Origin of the sequence: Pseudomonas uvaldensis (genome assembly GCF_021271205.1) — a bacterium.
GTDB classification, from domain to species: domain Bacteria; phylum Pseudomonadota; class Gammaproteobacteria; order Pseudomonadales; family Pseudomonadaceae; genus Aquipseudomonas; species Aquipseudomonas uvaldensis.
On sequence record NZ_JAIWKS010000002.1, the window covers coordinates 602892 to 620436 of the forward strand.

22 protein-coding genes are annotated in these 17545 nt (G+C 57.9%); all 22 read right to left on the reverse strand.

Going from position 1 to position 17545, the window contains the following annotated elements; genetic code table 11:
* Entirely contained in the window at positions 1–1179 is a 1179-nt protein-coding gene (gene flgF, locus LCU97_RS06000; RefSeq protein ID WP_232775848.1) for a flagellar basal-body rod protein FlgF, read from the reverse strand.
* A gap of 9 nt (positions 1180–1188) precedes the next feature.
* Positions 1189–1602, reverse strand: coding sequence for a flagellar hook assembly protein FlgD (locus LCU97_RS06005; RefSeq protein WP_232775849.1), 414 nt, complete (start codon positions 1600–1602; stop codon positions 1189–1191).
* Positions 1592–2365, reverse strand: a complete 774-nt coding sequence (locus LCU97_RS06010) for a hypothetical protein (protein WP_232775850.1) — start codon at positions 2363–2365, stop codon at positions 1592–1594. The genes LCU97_RS06005 and LCU97_RS06010 overlap by 11 nt, the downstream gene beginning before the upstream one ends.
* On the reverse strand, positions 2355–2816 hold the full coding sequence (locus LCU97_RS06015) for a hypothetical protein (RefSeq protein WP_232775851.1): 462 nt from the start codon (positions 2814–2816) through the stop codon (positions 2355–2357). Before LCU97_RS06015 ends, LCU97_RS06010 begins: the two co-directional genes overlap by 11 nt.
* Positions 2806–4152, reverse strand: a complete 1347-nt coding sequence (locus LCU97_RS06020) for a FliI/YscN family ATPase (RefSeq protein ID WP_332875337.1) — start codon at positions 4150–4152, stop codon at positions 2806–2808. Before LCU97_RS06020 ends, LCU97_RS06015 begins: the two co-directional genes overlap by 11 nt.
* Entirely contained in the window at positions 4136–4879 is a 744-nt protein-coding gene (locus LCU97_RS06025) for a FliH/SctL family protein (protein WP_232775852.1), read from the reverse strand. The genes LCU97_RS06020 and LCU97_RS06025 overlap by 17 nt, the downstream gene beginning before the upstream one ends.
* The gene (locus LCU97_RS06030) at positions 4863–5318 is read right to left on the reverse strand and encodes a hypothetical protein (RefSeq protein WP_232775853.1); all 456 of its coding nucleotides are present in this window, start codon (positions 5316–5318) and stop codon (positions 4863–4865) included. Before LCU97_RS06030 ends, LCU97_RS06025 begins: the two co-directional genes overlap by 17 nt.
* Positions 5319–5322: 4 nt before the next feature.
* Positions 5323–6636 (reverse strand): flagellar basal-body MS-ring/collar protein FliF, encoded by a 1314-nt coding sequence (fliF, locus tag LCU97_RS06035; protein WP_232775854.1) that lies wholly within the window; start codon positions 6634–6636, stop codon positions 5323–5325.
* A 66-nt stretch (positions 6637–6702) separates the two neighbouring features.
* Positions 6703–7008, reverse strand: coding sequence for a flagellar hook-basal body complex protein FliE (gene fliE, locus LCU97_RS06040; RefSeq protein ID WP_232775855.1), 306 nt, complete (start codon positions 7006–7008; stop codon positions 6703–6705).
* A 1-nt stretch (position 7009) separates the two neighbouring features.
* Positions 7010–7405, reverse strand: a complete 396-nt coding sequence (locus tag LCU97_RS06045) for a flagellar basal body rod protein FlgC (protein WP_232775856.1) — start codon at positions 7403–7405, stop codon at positions 7010–7012.
* Positions 7406–7407: 2 nt separating this feature from the next.
* Positions 7408–7773 (reverse strand): hypothetical protein, encoded by a 366-nt coding sequence (locus tag LCU97_RS06050; RefSeq protein ID WP_232775857.1) that lies wholly within the window; start codon positions 7771–7773, stop codon positions 7408–7410.
* 21 nt (positions 7774–7794) lie between these two features.
* Positions 7795–8898: a flagellar basal body P-ring protein FlgI gene (locus LCU97_RS06055; protein ID WP_232775858.1), complete on the reverse strand. Its 1104-nt coding sequence runs from the start codon at positions 8896–8898 to the stop codon at positions 7795–7797.
* A 2-nt stretch (positions 8899–8900) separates the two neighbouring features.
* Positions 8901–9479, reverse strand: a complete 579-nt coding sequence (locus LCU97_RS06060) for a flagellar basal body L-ring protein FlgH (protein WP_232775859.1) — start codon at positions 9477–9479, stop codon at positions 8901–8903.
* Positions 9466–10158, reverse strand: coding sequence for a flagellar basal body P-ring formation chaperone FlgA (flgA, locus tag LCU97_RS06065; RefSeq protein ID WP_232775860.1), 693 nt, complete (start codon positions 10156–10158; stop codon positions 9466–9468). Before flgA ends, LCU97_RS06060 begins: the two co-directional genes overlap by 14 nt.
* Before the next feature lie 2 nt (positions 10159–10160).
* On the reverse strand, positions 10161–10934 hold the full coding sequence (locus LCU97_RS06070) for a flagellar hook-basal body protein (RefSeq protein ID WP_232775861.1): 774 nt from the start codon (positions 10932–10934) through the stop codon (positions 10161–10163).
* A 15-nt stretch (positions 10935–10949) separates the two neighbouring features.
* The gene (locus tag LCU97_RS06075; RefSeq protein ID WP_232775862.1) at positions 10950–11675 is read right to left on the reverse strand and encodes a flagellar hook-basal body protein; all 726 of its coding nucleotides are present in this window, start codon (positions 11673–11675) and stop codon (positions 10950–10952) included.
* Positions 11672–13759 (reverse strand): flagellar biosynthesis protein FlhA, encoded by a 2088-nt coding sequence (locus LCU97_RS06080; protein ID WP_232775863.1) that lies wholly within the window; start codon positions 13757–13759, stop codon positions 11672–11674. The genes LCU97_RS06075 and LCU97_RS06080 overlap by 4 nt, the downstream gene beginning before the upstream one ends.
* Positions 13756–14829 carry an EscU/YscU/HrcU family type III secretion system export apparatus switch protein gene (locus tag LCU97_RS06085; protein ID WP_232775864.1) on the reverse strand — a complete coding sequence of 358 codons (1074 nt, stop codon included), beginning with the start codon at positions 14827–14829 and terminating at the stop codon, positions 13756–13758. Before LCU97_RS06085 ends, LCU97_RS06080 begins: the two co-directional genes overlap by 4 nt.
* Entirely contained in the window at positions 14826–15569 is a 744-nt protein-coding gene (locus LCU97_RS06090; protein WP_232775865.1) for a flagellar biosynthetic protein FliR, read from the reverse strand. Before LCU97_RS06090 ends, LCU97_RS06085 begins: the two co-directional genes overlap by 4 nt.
* A gap of 19 nt (positions 15570–15588) precedes the next feature.
* Positions 15589–15879 carry a flagellar biosynthetic protein FliQ gene (locus tag LCU97_RS06095; protein ID WP_408636349.1) on the reverse strand — a complete coding sequence of 97 codons (291 nt, stop codon included), beginning with the start codon at positions 15877–15879 and terminating at the stop codon, positions 15589–15591.
* 237 nt (positions 15880–16116) lie between these two features.
* Positions 16117–16422: a hypothetical protein gene (locus tag LCU97_RS06100; protein ID WP_232775866.1), complete on the reverse strand. Its 306-nt coding sequence runs from the start codon at positions 16420–16422 to the stop codon at positions 16117–16119.
* A gap of 513 nt (positions 16423–16935) precedes the next feature.
* Positions 16936–17523, reverse strand: coding sequence for a transposase (locus tag LCU97_RS26755; RefSeq protein ID WP_408636350.1), 588 nt, complete (start codon positions 17521–17523; stop codon positions 16936–16938).
* Positions 17524–17545 lie beyond the last annotated feature (22 nt).

A 17545-nucleotide genomic window follows, 5' to 3' on the forward strand; every position in this document is an offset into this window, starting at 1 on the left:
TCAGCCGCCTTTCGTTCCGTTGTACAACTGCTCCAGCATCTCGTTGGACACTGTCATGACCCTTGAACTGGCCTGGTATCCGCGCTGAATGATCAGAATGTCGCCAAACTCCTGCGCCAGATCGACGTTCGATAATTCCAGATAGCCCCCTTGAACTCGACCAAACTGCTTCTCCCCTGCTCGCCCGAACTGCGCGTCCATGGAGGCTGGCGGGTGATAAAGCGAGTTGGCACCGGCGATCAACGCACTTTCATCGGAAAAATCCGCCAGCGCCAACTGACTTCCATCACGTTTCTCACCGTTGGCGTAGACAAATTTGAGAACGCCCTTCTCGTCAAAGGAGAAACTGTTCAGGCCGGTAATGGCACTACCGTCGACCACCCGTGCACCCAATGTATGGCTTGGTCCGCTGGCGACTTGCGAGGCCAGGTTAAAGCTCCCGGGCGTACCGAAATCCAGCAAAATATCCTGGACCGAGCCATTGGCAGTCAGGGGAACGGACAAGGTATTGAAACCCGTAACGGGGGTGCCGTCCGCACCGAACGTTATCGTGCCGGTTTTCAGCTGGGCACCGCTCTGATCCGATACAGTGACGTTCCAACTGTTGATAGGCGTTGCTTGCGGTGCGAACTTGATACTCAAGGTATGGCTGCCGCCGGAAGCGTCGAAAACCTGAATCGAACTGATCTGATGGGTAGAGTCCGTAGGGCCACTACGTGCCAATGCGCCGACCATCTCGATTCGGGTGGTTGCTTTTGGGGGAAGGGTTCGCTGTCCCTTGATGTTTATATCTCGAAGGTTTCCGGCAGAATCGATACTTGCTACCCGGCGCTGGCTGACGGTATCGACTAGAAACCCGTCCTTATCGACTTCAAACTGTCCCGCACGGGTATAGGACAATGCCCCTTGCTCATCGCGGAGCACGAAATAACCGGCGCCGTTGATCGCCACGTTAGTGTTGTTTCCGGTCTGGCGGTTCTCACCCGGTTTGATACGAACCTCCGTGCCGGCAATGCCAGAACCGAAGCTCTGGCCATCCTGCCCGTTGACGGCACGATAAAACGTATCGCTCCCCCTGTAGCCCGGCGTATTCATGTTCGACACGTTGTTGGAGACGTTGTCCAACCCCTTGGCGAAGGAAAACAGGCCACTCATTCCATTAAAGAAAGCTTGCAGCATCTCGCCCCCCTACCTGACCAGTTTGATTTGTGACAAGCGCACATCCGTCAGCACCGAGCCGTCGGACTGTTTAACGGACAGCACCGGCCCTGTCGACGAGAATGCAATCGCCGACACCGAGCCAATCACCGTCCCACCGCTGGTGACGTTGACCTCAACCTGGCGACCCAACAGGCCCAGGGATTGCGAAGTCGCGTTCATGGACACCAGGTTGTTGGTGTTTTCGTTGGTAATGCGGGTCTGTTCCAGATTCGCGAACTGCGCCATTTGCGCCAGGAATTCACGGTTGTTAATGGGTTCAAGCGGATCCTGAAAGGTCAGCTCAGTCAAGAAAAGCTTGATGAAATCTTCCTGCCCCAAGCGGCTTTGGGCCAACTCCGAGGTGGTGGAGCTCAGCTCATTGCCAATCGCTTCAACGGCCATTGTGTTCACCTTCGTAATCATTCGAAACAGCCGAGGCCCGCCAGATTTCCTGACCATTGAGCCAGATCTGCTGGGGACGTTCAGGCATCGATGAAGCCCGCCGGGATAACTCTTCGATCAGTTCATCGCGCTCTTGCGCGGTCAATTGATAATCCCGGACAAACAACTCGAGCCCTTTACCCCGTGGCAGGAAATGAAACTGCCGATCCGGCCATTTCCAAGTGAGGTAGCTCAACAGTGGTTGGCTGGCGGAACTCTCTGCCTCCTGTAACTCGAGCCCAGCGGGTTCGCCGATTTGCCCGTTTCCGCAGATGTTCAAGATTTCACCCGGTATGGGAGAACCCGACGAAGTCATCAGCGTCGGGGTCGATACCCCTGAATAACGCTCCTCCACCTGCACTGGAGCAACGCACAGGGCACCCTGCCCCATGAGGAAGATATCGGGAAGGTAGGACAGATGATGTCCGGCATGCGCACCCAGCGCGTAAAGCTCAAGGGTTCCAACGGCCGCGGAGCTTGAGACATCGCCTGAACCCGGTCGCACTACCCTCCCAGGTTCAAGCTCGGAATCTTGTACGTGGAGACGTCCAGATTCCGGAACGAGATGATCGTTTCGCTGCGATCCCGTGCCTTCGTTCGCTGTCTTGGGATGCTCACCCAACCCGATTTTCTGCTCGAAATTCCTGGCCTGTGTTTCGCGAACCGGAGCACGGTGCTGATCCGCCGCCACGGCCCATAGCGATGCGCCTACCTTAACGGCCATGTCTGGCTCCCTGGCTTTGCTGGGCATCAAAAATATCGATGGCCTCTTGTTCCTGCACTGCCTTATCAAGCAGGACCTGTAAGCGTCCCTTCGCCTTACCGATCAGATCCTCGTTCACCTTGCACTTGAGCAGTTGTGTCATGGCTGCGTGCGACAGCTGTCGTGCTTCGACAGCCGCTTGATGCGCTGCTTCAAGTCGCCGGAAAGCCGCGTTCTGCGCCAGTAACCGCTGCTCATGTTGGGAAGGATCAAGCGTGGCGCCTATTCGCCCCAACGCTTCGAAACCAGTCCGAATGCCGTCATAACGAACCTGCTCCTCGCCTAACAGACGCTCAGCTTGCGCCGCCTGACTTAGACTCCGGTTGTAGGCAACCTCTGCTTTTTCCCGCTGCATCGCGCGCAAGCGGGACGCAGCGTCCAACTGGCGGGACTTGCGCCATTCATCGTGCATGGCTCACTCCCTTCTCCAGTCGCTGGACCAGTTGCAGAACGATTCCCCACGCATCCAATGCCGGGCAATGCTCTCTTGACGCCTGCTGCAACAATGCATCGAACTCAGGTTTCAAATCGATCATGGTGTCCAGCAGTGGCTGTGAGCCTCGCTCATAAGCGCCAAGCTCGATGAGGTCCACGCTGTTCTGATAGCTGCCGAGCGCGGAGCGAAGACGGGCGACCTGGTCCTTCTGTTCCTGGGTGTACAAGGTTCCGGCCAATCGACTGATGCTGTGCAGCACGTCAATGGCCGGCCAATGCCCTCGCGCCGCGACAGTGCGACTCAAGACAATATGACCGTCGAGGATGGCACGCATATGGTCAGCCACTGGCTCATTCATGTCGTCGCCCTCGACCAGTACGGTATACACTCCAGTGATGGAGCCCTGCCTATTAAGCGCGCCGGCGCGCTCCATCAAAGGCGGCAACAAGGCGAATACCGACGGCGTATAGCCCCGGCTGCCCATAGGTTCGCCCGTTGAAAGCCCGATCTCCCGCTGGGCCAGGGCAAAACGGGTAATCGAGTCCATGATCAACAACACATGTTTACCTTGCGCACGAAACCACTCGGCGATGGTCGTTGCGGTGTACGCTGCCTGACGCCTCAGCACCGCCGGCTGCTCGGCGGCCGCGGCAATCACCACAGCTTTTTTCAAACCGTCCACGCCCAAGCTGTCGCGAATGAAATCCCCGACTTCGCGACCGCGTTCACCGATCAAGGCGATCACGATGACATCGGCTTGCGCGTACTTGCTCATCATCCCCAGCAAGGTACTTTTCCCCACGCCACTGCCGGCAAAGATACCGACTCGCTGGCCACGTCCAAGCGGCGTGAAAACATCCACGGCTTTAACGCCCGTGACCAGCGTGGCGTCAATCGGAGAACGATGCAGCGGGTTGATCGGCGCAACGAAGCGCGGCATTCGCTTCAACCCTTCGGGCGCAGGCAAGTCATCCAACGGTAAACATGTCGCATCCAGGACACGCCCCAACAGACTCTCCCCCACGGGAACCGTGTACGGGGTTCCGCGTGCATGAACTTCACTGGCCAGGCACAAGCCGTCTACCGTGCTGTAAGGCATCAACAGGGTAAATTCGCTGCGCAAGCCGACCACTTCAGCCGCAATAACATCCCCCCCTCGGGCCGGATGAATGTCCACCAACTCACCCAGCCGGACATCCAGGCCGGTCGCGTGAAGCACCATGCCTTGGATCGAGCTCAAACGACCCACCCGCCGGCAAAGGCGGGTCTGGGAGAGCCGCGTCAGCAGCCGAGTCTCAAGCCTCCGCCACACGGCTGTCCCCCTGCCCCGTCAACACCAGTGAGACGTTGGTCAATTGGGTTTGCACACCCACATCCAATTGACCTCCCTCGAAATCGATCAGGCAACTGCCAACGACGGCCTGCGGGTCTATCTGGAACGAGGCCGATAGGGGGTCATCCGAAGCCAATCGAAGCAACGTCTCATAATCCGCCCGGGCAACACGAATACGTAGCGGACCGGTCAACTGGTACTCTTCGATGGCCTGCCTCGCCAGGTCGAGGACCAGCGAACGCGTATCGACATGCTGACCCAGCATGCGCGTCACCACCGTCAGCGCGATTCGGCCCACCAGGGGTTCCATTGCCGGCATCAATTGCTGGTGTTGCGATTCCAGGGCTTCAAGCAGTCGCGTGAGCTGAAGGCGATCCGTTTCGAGCGCGGTACGCAGGGTGGCTTCCTTTTTTTGCCACTGTTGCTCCTGCTCGGACAAGGCTTCAGCCAGTTGCTCGCGGGCTTGCTTGCTGCCTTCAGACAAGCCTTGCGCCAAGCCTTTATCTCGACTCTCCCGCTCGATTTCCGCAAACTCCAACGCGAATGCTTCCCGTAAGGTCGCCTTGATATCTGTAGAGTGACCTTCATCCGGCAAGCTCTTCGTCCCGACATTGGCATCGAGCCCAGGCAGCCGTCGAGCACCCTGGTTCCGGGAAGGCTGGCGCAGTACCGTGGAAGAGGTTGGTGACTTAGGGCTGCTGCTCATCGCCACCCTCCTGCGCTTCCATCCTGTTTTTCAGACAGTGCATCAGCGCTGGCGGCAAGACCTGCCTGGAAAGCCTGTTGTCCCAACGACGGATGTCAGTGCTGTTGGCCAGTCCGCCCAACACCTCGCGACGGATCGCAGGCGTTTCCATTTGAAGTACCAGTGCCCCCCAAAAGGCATGCGATGCGTTCGACAGCAGGGACTTGACCCTCACATTCTCAGGTGTAGCGCGGCTGGCCGAAGGTACTGCCGCGCCTTCGCTCATCACGGCAGCAACCACGGAGGGATCGCTCGCCAACCCCAGCAGATTGATTTCCTCCAGCAGTACCTCGACCTGGCGACGCTCGTCGGTCTCCAGCCGTGCAAGAATCCAGTCGCGGTCTTCAGGGTGAGAGCAGGCAAGACGGATGGCCGCTTTACGAAGCGCAGAGAACTCCATGAGGTTAACGCCCCTCCAGTAGCCAGCGGCGCAAGTCGACCAGCAGTTGCTCGCGCTCGACCGAAGTCAGTCGCGGCGCCTTTACCGGAACAGAAACGCTCTTGCTACGGCCTTTCGCCAAAAACACCAGCAAGATAGCCGCCAGGGAGACCATCAAGCCGATCACAAGCCACCGGGTCCAGGCTGGTGAAGCATCTTCGTTGATAGTCGCAGGCCCGTCGGCATGGCTCGCCGGCACTGGCTCCGCAGGCGTTTGCTCGGCCGCTGGGGTTTGTGGCACCGGCATGTCGGGGATATACACCATCACCAACCGATCTCCCCGCTTGGAATCAAGCCCCAAAGCCGCCTCAAGCAAGGCCTGGATGTCTTTCATCTGCGTATCGGACACCGGTGTACTCAGCACCACGCCAACTGTGATGCGTTCGATCTTGCCCGTCGCATGCTCCGTTTCGGCACGGGCCTTACCCACCTCATAGTCGATCTCTCGATTGTTCTGGGAACGTCTGCTCGTCGACTCGCCGCTGGAGTTCTCAGAGGACTCCGTGCGTTTCTCTCGGCGCATTTTGTTGACGAGTGGTTGCTCGCTGATGGACTTGACCCGATCAAAATTCATCAACACGCGTACAGATACGTCGACACCCCGATGACCGAGCGGACGGGCCAACAGCTCTTCAGCCTTGAGCTTCAACGCCTGCTCCACTTGCGCAGTCAGTTGCAAATGTTCCGGTGCGGCAGCTGCACCATCGGAAGCGCTGAGTACCTGGCCGTCCTCGTTGAGCACCGATACGCGTTCCATTGTCATGCCTTCCACCGCGGACGACACCAGTTGCTGAATGCCCCTGACCCGTTGCGGGAGCAATGTCCCAGCAGCGCGCAGCCGAACAATCACAGACGCCTTGGGGGCTTCTTCCGCCTGTTGGTAGAGGCTGGCTTTCTTGAAGGTCAGATGCACCCGAGCATATTCCACCTCGGAAATGCTCATGATGGAGCGAGCCAGCTCCCCCTCCATGGCGCGTTGGTAGTTGATTTTCTGACTGAACTCAGACATGCCGTAGTCGGCTTTGTCGAACAGCTCAAAACCCGTACCGCCGCGTGTCGGGATACCCGCCTCGGCCAGGTACATACGCGCGGATGCGGCATGATCAGCCAGGACCTCGATCGCCCCCTGCTGCGTGTTGATCCGGTAAGGCACGTGGCGCTGGCTCAGCGTGGCGAGAATCTGCGCTTGAGATGCTTCGTCGGCATTTCGGTACAGCGCAACATATTGCGGGCGGATCACCCACCATACCGATGCGGCCAACAGGCAGACGATCAGCAAGGCGCCTATCAGGAATACGCGGGTACGGCCCGCAAGAAACGAGGACACCGGTCGATTCTCCATGGTTTATATCTGCAGCCGTGTGAGTTCCTGGTAGGCATCCACCAGGCGATTTCGCACTTCTACGGCCAATTGCAACGACAGCTTCGCCTGTTCCATGGCCATGACCAGGTCGTGAGGCGCAATATTTTCACCCAACGCATAAGCCGACAGCAGTTCGCTGGCCTGTCCGGTTTGTGCGCTCAATTGAGTGGCACCCGATTTCAACAGACCGACGAAATCGGTACCTTGGGCCCCCGTCGGCCCGTCCACCAAGGCAGAAGGCGCTGACAGGTCGGTGGTTAATGCAATAGGCGCGATGGCGGCGGTCATGTCACTTTCCAATTTCAAAGGCTTTGAGCGTCATTTCGCGCAAGCTGTTGTAAGAGCGGATGTTGGCTTCATAGGCACGGGTTGCCGAAACCAGGGTCGCCATCTCCCTGGCGGCTTCGATGTTCGGGTAATGCACCATGCCGTTCTGGTCGGCCATGGGATGAGCCGGATCATGAACCAAACGCGAATCGCTAAGCGCCTGGGCATGGACGAGCGGCTGCTTCAATCCCAGCTGCCCGGCAAAACTGGTTGGGGGCGAAACACTGAGCAGCGGCGAACGCTCGCCGGGACCTATCGCCACATTGGCAATTGCCAGGTTGTAGCTGGCAACCTCTGCCCTTGAACGTTCATAGGCCATGCTCCCGCGAACGACCTCGCTGATATTGTCCAAAGGCATCCTCAGCGACCTCCCCGCACAGCCAGTTGCATCAATGCGAACTGGCGTGACACGCCATCAGCCAGAGCCTGATAGCGACCACTGGCGGCGGACATCTGCGCGACTTCACCATCCAGTGCCAGAGGCGACGCCGGTGTGTAGCTTTGCAGATAGGGCGTCAACTCACTGTCCTGAAGCGAGCGCAACGCCTGGCCGAACAGTTCGGGATCGTTATACAGGCCACGCAGGGCCGCCATCGGCTCGAAGCCGTTAAGGCGCATGGCCTTGCCTCCAGGAACGTTGGCCATGGCAATATTGTGTGCCGCGACCTTAGCCCTCAATTGCTCCAGGCTCATGGAGAAGCGAACAGTCTCAATCGCAAGATTCATATCGGCTGACATCATTCGCCCCTATTGCACAATGAGTTCGGCGTGCAAAGCGCCCGCCTGTTTGATGGCTTGCAGCACAGTGATCACTTCCCGCGTACTCAATCGAACCTGATTGAGGGCCTTGACCAGATCTCCCACCGTCGCGCCCTCGGCCAGTTTCACCGGGCCATGTTCTTCTTCGTTCACGGTCAACTCGGTGTCCGGCACGACCACCGTCCCAACGCTCGGCCCGGTCCGTGCAACCCAGGAAGGCTGTGATACCTGGAATTTTGTACTGATCACGACGCTCAACGCCCCCTGGGAAATGCTCACCTCGCCCAAACGGACATTGGCACCTGCCACGACCGTGCCGGTTCGCTCATTGACGACGACCCGGGCGGCATAATCCGGCGCCACCGAAACGTCCTGAACTCGCGATATCAATCGGGGAACGGTCATACCAGGCGTGACGGGCACTTCGACTTTTGCAGCATGCACGACACGCACGCCGGGAATTCCCAGTTCCCGACTCAAGGCGTCGGCGATACGTTGCGCAGTGGTGTAATCGGGCTCATTCAGAATCAGCACCAGACGCCTCGAAACCTCGTCACTTTCGGAGAAGGCCGAACGCTCGACGCTGGCACCCCGCGGGATACGCCCGACCGTCGGATGATTCTTCTGGACGGAGTTGGAATTGGCTTCAAAGACGTAGCCGCCGACCGACATCGGCCCTTGTGCCAGGGCATAGAGTCTTTCGTCGGGGCCGTACAGCGGGGTCATTAGCAGCGTGCCCCCCAGCAGGCTGCGCGCATCGCCCAGGGACGAAACCTCGACGTCCAGCTTGTCTCCCGACTCACTGAAGGAACGCAAATTGCCGGTCACCATTACCGCCGCCGTGTTGCGGGTATTGAGGTCGCCGTCGGCAACATTCACGTTGAAGTTCTTCAGGGTATTGACCAGCGACTGGCGCGTGGCGCGGTTGCGGTCGGTATCGCCCGTTCCGGCCAGCCCCACCACCAGGCCGTAGCCGATGATGGAGTAGTCCCGTACGCCTTGAATACGCGTCAGTTCCTTGATCCTTACATCGGCGGACACAGGTTGCAGCCAAAGGGCGAGCAACACGCCTGGCAGCATTCGGGCAAGCATTTTCATAGGATCCGCAACCACTTGAGCACTCGGAAGACGATGTTCTGTTTCTGTGCATCGGTCACGACACCGTCACCGACGATGTCGATCTGTGCGTCTGCCAGACGATAGGACAGCACCGTGTTGTTGTAGGCGATGTCGTCCGGCCGAACCAGGCCGGTAATCCTTACCTGCTGCTTCTCATCATTGACCGTCACCCGTTGCTCGCCACTGACGCGCAGCAACCCCTCGGGCAACTGCTCGATGATCCGCACCGAGACGTTTGTACGAATCTGTCCACTGCGGTTGGTCTGTCCAGCGCCATTGGTGTCGCCCCGCAAGCCCAGGCTCGCTTGATGGGTATTGCTGTCCAAGCCTGTGCGCGCAGAAATATCGGTGTTGCTGTCGGCACCGGTGCCGGCCGCGCTCTGGGCCGTGGTGGACTCCACTACCAGAACCGTCAGGGTGTCGCCCAGATGGAAACCACGACGGTCGCCCGTCAAGGACCGATAGCCATCGGGATCGATCAGACTCTGGGCACAGGCCAGTGCTGGCAGCAACAGCAGGCCGAGCAATGCGATACGGGCCTCACCTCTCCACATGGACTTCTCCTTTGCCGGCCACCACCGCCAACAGGCTCGACTCCGCACCTTCGAGCATGATCGGTACGCGCTCCCCCAAGACACCCGGACGCAACGCTTTGCCTTCGGTGCGCAACATCAGGCCGGGGCCATAAACCACCACGGTCACCGGAGCATCGCGATACACCAGCGGCTCAGCCTTGAGATGACGCTTGAGCACTGGCATGCCGGCATTGACCGACTGGTTCAGCCACTGGCCGGTGATGTCGCTGGGTAGATCGATGGGCGACAGTTGCGCCGTCGCCAGGTCGACCCGTTCAAGACGCGGCTGGGCATCGCCCACAGCTTGATCCGCCCGACCGTTGCGGCCATAGACCCAAGCCTGTTTCCAGGCGTGGACCTTGAACCACACCGTGATCACACTGGGTCGATCATGGCCGCACACCGTGCCACTGAAAGCGACCGGCACACGACTGCGAATGCCCTGGCTCAACACCTTGATCTGCGGCCTGATCATGGACGGGAGCTCACCGATAGGCGTGAGCTGAAACTCGACCTCTTGCGTCGCCAGCTGTGTCTGGACGCTTTGCACCGCCCCGGTCAGCCCTACGGCATCGCAATCGACGCCGGTCGCTGCCACGGCATGGCCGCCACTGACGACGATCCACAGGCCAATCCCGGCCATCCAATGGCTATGCATGATCAACGGCGCAGGTTATTGATGGTTTCGAGAATCTGATCGCTGGCTTGCAGCAATCGCGCATTCATCTGGTACGCCCGCTGAGCCAGTACCAATCCGCTCATCTCATCGATCAGATTGACGTTCGACATCTCGACATACCCTTGCAACAGGACGCCCTGGCCATCTCGACCAGGCTCGGCATAGATGGCCTCTCCACTGGCCTGCGTCGGTCGATAGAGACCGTCGCTGAGTTTCGTCAAGGCCTCGGCACTGGCGAAATTGGCCAGTTGCACCTGCCCGACGTTAATGATTTCTCCCGTCTCTGTGATGGTCGCCTGGACCTCGCCATTCTGTTTGATCACCAGGTTGCGTGCATCCGGCGGAATACGAAGATCGGCCGTCAGCGTTTGCCCGTCCGGCATTGCCAGCTGACCTTCGCCGTCGAGGTGAAAACGGCCTGCACGTGTGTAGGCCAACTCACCGGTAGGCAACGCGACTTCAAAGAAACCATCGCCCTGGATTGCCAGGTCCAACGCATTGCCGCTTTCACGGACAGTCCCCGGACTGAATACCTGGCTTGGCTGAGAAGCCTGGATACCGGCGCCGGTCAGCAAACTTTCGGTCATGCCGCCACCGTCGTCACGCGTCCCCACCTCACGAACCATGTCGTGGAAATCCACCTGACTGCGCTTGTACCCAATGGTCTGCATGTTCGCGACGTTGTTCGAGATGCTGTCGATCCATGCCTGGTTAGCGGTCAGCCCGGAGCTGGCAATACTCAATGAATCAATCACAATCCCACTTCCTGATCAGTTCTTGCCGATTTGGTTGATACCGCTGTTGAGCATGCCGTCGTAAGCCGACAGCGCACGCTGCATCGTTTCCACATGCCGTGACACTTCCATCATCTTCACCATGTCGGCGCCCATGGCCGCATTCGAGCGTTCCAGCAGCCCCTGGTGGACAACGAAACTTTTCGCGGGGGTGGCCGCCGTACTGGTCGCATACAATCCATCCCCAACGGCGAGCAGCTGCTGGGGATTCTCAACGCGCACCACACTCAGTCGGCCCACTGGTCGGTCATCGACACTGACCTGACCGCCCGCATCGACCTTCAATACGCCACCCGCGACTTGCAGCGGGCCTTCGTCTGCCAATACGGGATAGCCCGCCTTGCTCACCAGATAACCGTTGTTGTCGACCTGAAAACGCCCGTCGCGACTCAACAACACGCCGCCAGGCGTCTTCAGCGCAAACCAGCCCTCCCCCGACAAAGCCAGGTCCGTAACGCGCCCTGTATGTTGCAGTGCGCCTCCGTCTGTGCTGATCCAGGTCTGCGCCTGAATGTCATTGAGCCCCGCGTTGACGCCGATGACGCCCGCATCGGCACCCATGACGTTGGCCCCCGTGACATTGAACGTGCGTTCAGCCTTGTAGCCATACGTGTTGGCGTTGGCGACGTTCTGCGACACGGCTTTGAGATTGTCGATATCACGCTGGATGACCCCAGCCAGTTGCATGATCAAGTCGCTCATGGGGACTCCAGACTGGGGAAGCCGGGCAGATCAATCATGCCCGCCGAGGTGACGCGTGCGTGCTGTCCGACTTCGTTCACCGACAGCACCGCCATGTGCGGAACAGCCCGCGACATGAAAGCCCGTAAGACCCGCCGTAACGGCGCCGCGCACAACAGCACCGGTTGTTTGTTGCTGCTTAGTTGCCGCTCTGCCTCGCGTGCGACGGTGGTGACAAACCGTTCCAGCTCCTGGGCTGGCAGCAACGCCGATTGCAGCCCCTCGCGAGGACGCGCCGCGGCGAGCATGTAACCCTCCAACTGCGGCGCGATCGTGAATACGTTCAATTCCCCGTTCTTGTCGACCAGACGCTCATACAGCGCCGCGCCCAGGCGTTCGCGAACCCGCTCGACGAGATCCTCGGCATTCTTGAGGCTTCGTCCGGCGTCCACCAACACCTCGAGAATGGTTTCAAGGTTACGGATCGACACCTGCTCACGCAGCAGCAATTGCAGTACGCGTTGGATGTCCGAATAACTGAGCACCTGGGGCACCAGTTCATCCACCAGACTGCCCAGGCCTGCACGTTTCTTTTCGATCAGTCGCTCGGTTTCCGCACGAGTGAGAAACTCAGGCGCATACCGACGCGCCAGTTCGGATAAATGCGTTAACAGGACGGTATCGGGTTCAACCAGGGTATACCCGGCAGTGCGCGCCTGGGTGCGTTGCGCCACATCGATCCAAAGGGCCTTGAGGCCATAGGTAGGCTCCTTGGTCTCCCGCCCTTCGAGCGCCAGCGTCACGCCACCGGGATTGATCGCCAGCAACTTATCGAACTCCAGCTCACCCGCCGCAATCGTCGCCCCTTGCACACAGACCTGATAGGTGCCGTTGGCGAGCTTCTTGTCGGCATGCACATTGAGCTGCGGCAAGGCAAAACCGTAATCCTTGGCGAACTGCTTGCGCAGGTTGTCGATGCGCAAACTCAACGTACTGGTAGCCGCCAGAACATGGGTAGCCAGATCAGTGCTCAAGCGTAGCTCGAACGCATCGGTGTTCATCAGCGCATAGACATCACCTGATTCACCTTCTTGTCCTGGTGACGATTCGCTGCTGTCCGGGCTGTCGCCTTCATTGACCTTGCGCCGCAATCGACGGTAGGAAAGCCAGGCTGCCGAAGCAAACCCCATGAACAGCATCATCAGCGGAATCAAAGGCAACCCAGGCATCATCGCCAGGAAGAGAGTCACCAGCGCGACGACGACCAGGGTCTTCGGATAGGCCGAGACCTGTCGTCCCAACTCGGGACCCAGGCGTGCATCCGTCGCAGCCCGGGTGATGATGATCCCGGCAGCCACCGCGATGATCAGCGACGGGATCTGCGTCACGATGCCGTCGCCTACCGTCAGTAATGTGTAGTGATGCAGGGCATCGCCCCAGCTCTGACCTTTTTGCAGAATGCCGACCGACAAGCCGCCGATGATGTTGATCGCGATGATCACGATGCCGGCAATCGCGTCGCCTTTGACAAACTTGGACGCCCCATCCATGGCGCCGTAGAAATTCGATTCACGTTCCAGCTGGCTACGACGGCGCTTGGCCTCGTCCTGGTCGATGATGCCCATGTTCAAATCGGCATCGATGCTCATCTGTTTACCCGGCAAGGAGTCCAGGGTGAACCGAGCGGCGACCTCGGCCACGCGCTGGGCACCGCTGGTGACCACCACGTATTGCACGACCACCAGGATCAGGAAGACCACGAATCCGATCACATAATTGCCGCCTACGACATGAGTCCCTACTGCTGCGATGACCAGTCCGGCATCCCCATCCGTCAGGATCAACCGCGTCGCGGAAATATTCAGTGCCAGGCGAAACAGGGTGGTCATCAGCAGCAGCGAGGGAAAGGTCGAGAAGCTCAAAGGCTTGTCGATGTCGAAGGTCACCAGCAGCACCATCAGTGCGACGGCGAAGTTGGTCAGCAGCAACAGATCCAGCAGCCACGTCGGAATGGGCGTGAACAGCACCAGCAGGATTCCGATGACTGCCACCGCCAACAGCAAATCGCTGCCTTCGGAAAAAATCCGCGACATCAGTGGTTTCATGGCGCGAGCACCTTGTTGCCAGGCAATGCGATCACCCAGCGGTAAACCCGCGCCACGTCGGTCTGAGTCGAGTCCGGAATGGCTGAGTCAACCCGCGCCAAGGCATGCAGCGTGCGCGCCAAGGGCGGGCGACGCAAAACAGGAATCCGGTGCTTCCTGGCGATATGACAAATGCGTCGTGCATGAAGCCCTCGCCCCATGGCCAACACCTTCGGCGCGAGCATACTCGCGGGCCGGTACTGCAGCGCCACGGCGTAGTGGGTCGGGTTGGTGATGATGACGTCGGCGTCCTTCACCTGGCCGAGTGCGGCAACCTTCTTCAGAAGCGCCTGCTGGATACTCCTGCGCTTGGAACGAACCTCGGGATCACCCTCGCGCCGCCGATGCTCGTCTTTCGTTTCCCGTCGACTCATCCGCATCTGTCGGCCGAATTCGCGTCGCGAATACCAGATGTCGAACAGCGCAGCCGCAGCCATCACTGCCAATACCGTGAAACCCAACTGCATCAACAGCTGCTTGCTGGCCTGAGGCAACTCCAGCGGCGATATCGTCGCCATGCCCAACAGCTGCGGCAGCAGACTCTGAAACAGGTAATACAGGACCAGCGCGAACAACCCACCCTTGACTAACACTTTGATCAGCTCGACGAACATGCGACGAGAAAAAATCTTCTTCAGCCCCTGGATCGGGTGGAGTCGCTTGAAGTCAGGCTTCAACGCCGTCATCGAAAAGACCGGGCCGCTGAAGAGCAGGTTGGTCAGGATCGCCACCAGAATCAGCGCACCGATCAACGGCAATAAACCGTAGACCACCTGCCGCACGCTGTACCCACCCTGCTCGCCCAGAAAACCGAAGCCCTGCCCCAACTGCCCGGCATTACCCAGCCACCAATGGGTATGAGAGGCGATGACGCTGGCCAACGGATAGGCAATGGCCGAGAAAGCCATCAGGAATGTCAACAGCATGACGAAGGACAAAAGATCGGGGCTGCGAGGGACTTGCCCTTTCTTGCGTGCCTCTTCGAGCTTATAGGGCGTGGCCTCTTCGCTCTTGTCCTGCTGATCGCTCATTGAACACCTGCCGGCGCAAGGGCGAATTGCAAGGCGTGTTCGATCAGTAGCGGCAGGCGCTGCACGATCATCGGCAGGGTCAGGATAAAAATGAACACGCCCACGCCCAGCTTGAGGGGCAAGGACAAAAAATAGACATTGGCCTGGGGCATGGAGCGAGACAGAAACGCAAACGCGATATCGATCAGCCATAACCCAAGTATGACGGGCACAACGATCATGAACGCCAACAGAAACTGCTGAGTCATGATCGTTGCCAACGACAGGGACAGCGTGGAAAGCGAAACACTGCCGGGCGGCACCGCAACCAGAAGCTGAGCAAACACCCTGAGCAGATCGTGATGCAGGTTGAGCACGATAAACAGAGCACCTAATGACCACGCCAGCAACTCAGCCACCAAACCAGTCATATTGGAAGTGCCCGGATCGAAGACCCCCACCGCATTCAGGCCAATCTGGGTATCCACCAACTTACCGGCCATATCAACCCCGGCGTGAGCCGCATGAAAACCGAACGCCATCAGCACACCCAGCGACAACTCCCCCAGCAACACGGGCAATGTGAAGATGGGCGTAGTCGTGACTGTCATGCTACTGGTCAACACGGCGGCCAACGCGAGTGCCAGAAGCAATCGCACAGTCAACGGAATACGCGAAAAGAACAGCACAGGCGACACCACCACGAGCGGAATCAACCTGACCGACACGAGAAGCGCATTGAGAAAAAAAGAAGTCAGCACAAATCACACACAAACAATGCTAGAAGCCAGCGGCCTGAGTTAATGCACTGAGTGCGAATTGTTTGAGGACCGTTAGCATCCAACTGCCAAAAACCAGCAGCATGACTACCGTCACGATCAGCTTGGGGATGAAGGTCAGGGTCATTTCCTGAATCTGGGTCGCGACTTGGAGAATGCTGATCAAAAGGCCGACGATCAGGATGGCGAGCAGCAAGGGAGCAGCCACCATTGCGGCGGTCAGGAGCGCTTCTTTGAGCGCGTAGAGCATGAAATCCTGCGTCATCCATAACCCCAACTGAACTTGATTCAAGGTGCACTCTGGGCGCGCCTCAGCCTAAATGGCAGATCGCCATGATTTTGCCATGGTAGCGATATAGTGTCATGGGATGCAACAGGATGTTACGCGATGAGGACGAATGGTGGTGGTTGCTTGGCTTAACGGAGGCTCCGTACCAATCAGGAAAGCTCAGGCGCCCCGTGCGTCACCCTACGATGAAGCACCCGAGAGGACTCAATGCTGCACCGGGCGCAAGTTACCCAAACATACTTACATTGAATTTTTATAGTAATCTTCAACTTTAAAAACTGCTTCACACAAAGTACCACTCACCGCCCACTGGCCAACTTCCCGATTCAACCCGAGGTCCATCGCCTGAGAAAAATCACATTTGGATGGCCTTGGGAGGCCGCCAGAAAGCGCCAACTTTCTAAAGCCCTTGAGGCTTTTTATCGTCATTTCAGCAGCCTGAATAATAAAGGGATCTTTAGTGTCGAATTTATTATTTTCCGCAATGGAAATAGCGACATCAAGCAACTGCACGAAATCTGCCACAGCAACATCACCAGCGATCATCTACGCACTCCGCATCCTTCAATGACCCAGAGGATCAAAATATATAAAACGCTCTCGAATGTTTAATCTACCTAGCATTACTTACTCATTGCGTTTTACAACAGCTCACCCTCAGTGTGCCCAGACTGCATAGCAGATCGCCATCACCCAGACTATGGTAACGAAACTTGTTTATGGCACGCAACAAAATGTTACGGAATAGATGCATAGATTGGCGATGGTGTTGTCGCTGTGGCGGCTAGGTCTGGAACTAACGCAGCGGATGTGGCGCAACCTCTCGAAAAACCCTGGCGAAAGTTGAGCATGCGTTGCGAGCGGAGGTGCGCCAAGAGGCGCAGGCATTGGGAGAAGATTTTGGGTTCCCTCGGGTCGGAAACCGGGAAACAGACCACGATTTGAATTCACCTATAATCGGTCCATTCCATAATCGTGGCCTGACCCAGTCTTTCGCTGCCCCAACGAAAATCGCAATGCTTGTGGAGTGTAACGGGGGGGGCAGACTACGTTTTCCAACTAAGACAGTGATCGTTTTCCCGGACGTCCCGGGTGGCCACGTTGAGCTCGGCGTCCGATCATCGCTTCAATTTCAGCAGCAAATCGCGAGCCACCAAGCACATAGTTACCATTGGTGGCGGCCCGAATTTGGTCAACCATCCCCACACCCAACTCGCCTCTACAAAGCTCTCTGCAAGCTTCTGCGTTCGATGTATTTAGCCCTCCAAGCGACAGATACTGAGAGTGCGAGGTAATAAAATATGAAAATTCTGATTGTGCGTCAACACGATAACTCGGCCAACGATATTCCGCCGGATGCGCTACTATTTTTGCCCAAACAGGATTCATTTCTATATAGCAGCAGGCCAAAACATAAATTTCACTTTGGACAAAGTATGAACGAAAGCGCCCCTCCCATAGAGTTCCACTGCGCCCATATGTACGATTCACGAATTGAACATATCTCTGTCCTATCCCCTTCATAAGCGAGCCCGCACTACTTTGCTCTTGAGGGCCAACCAACAAATGAACATGATTACTAATCAAGTACCACGCGTAAACTTCACACCACTTTTTATAGCTTGCTCTGCGAGCAACTCCATACAAAAAAATAGATGTGGCTTTTTAG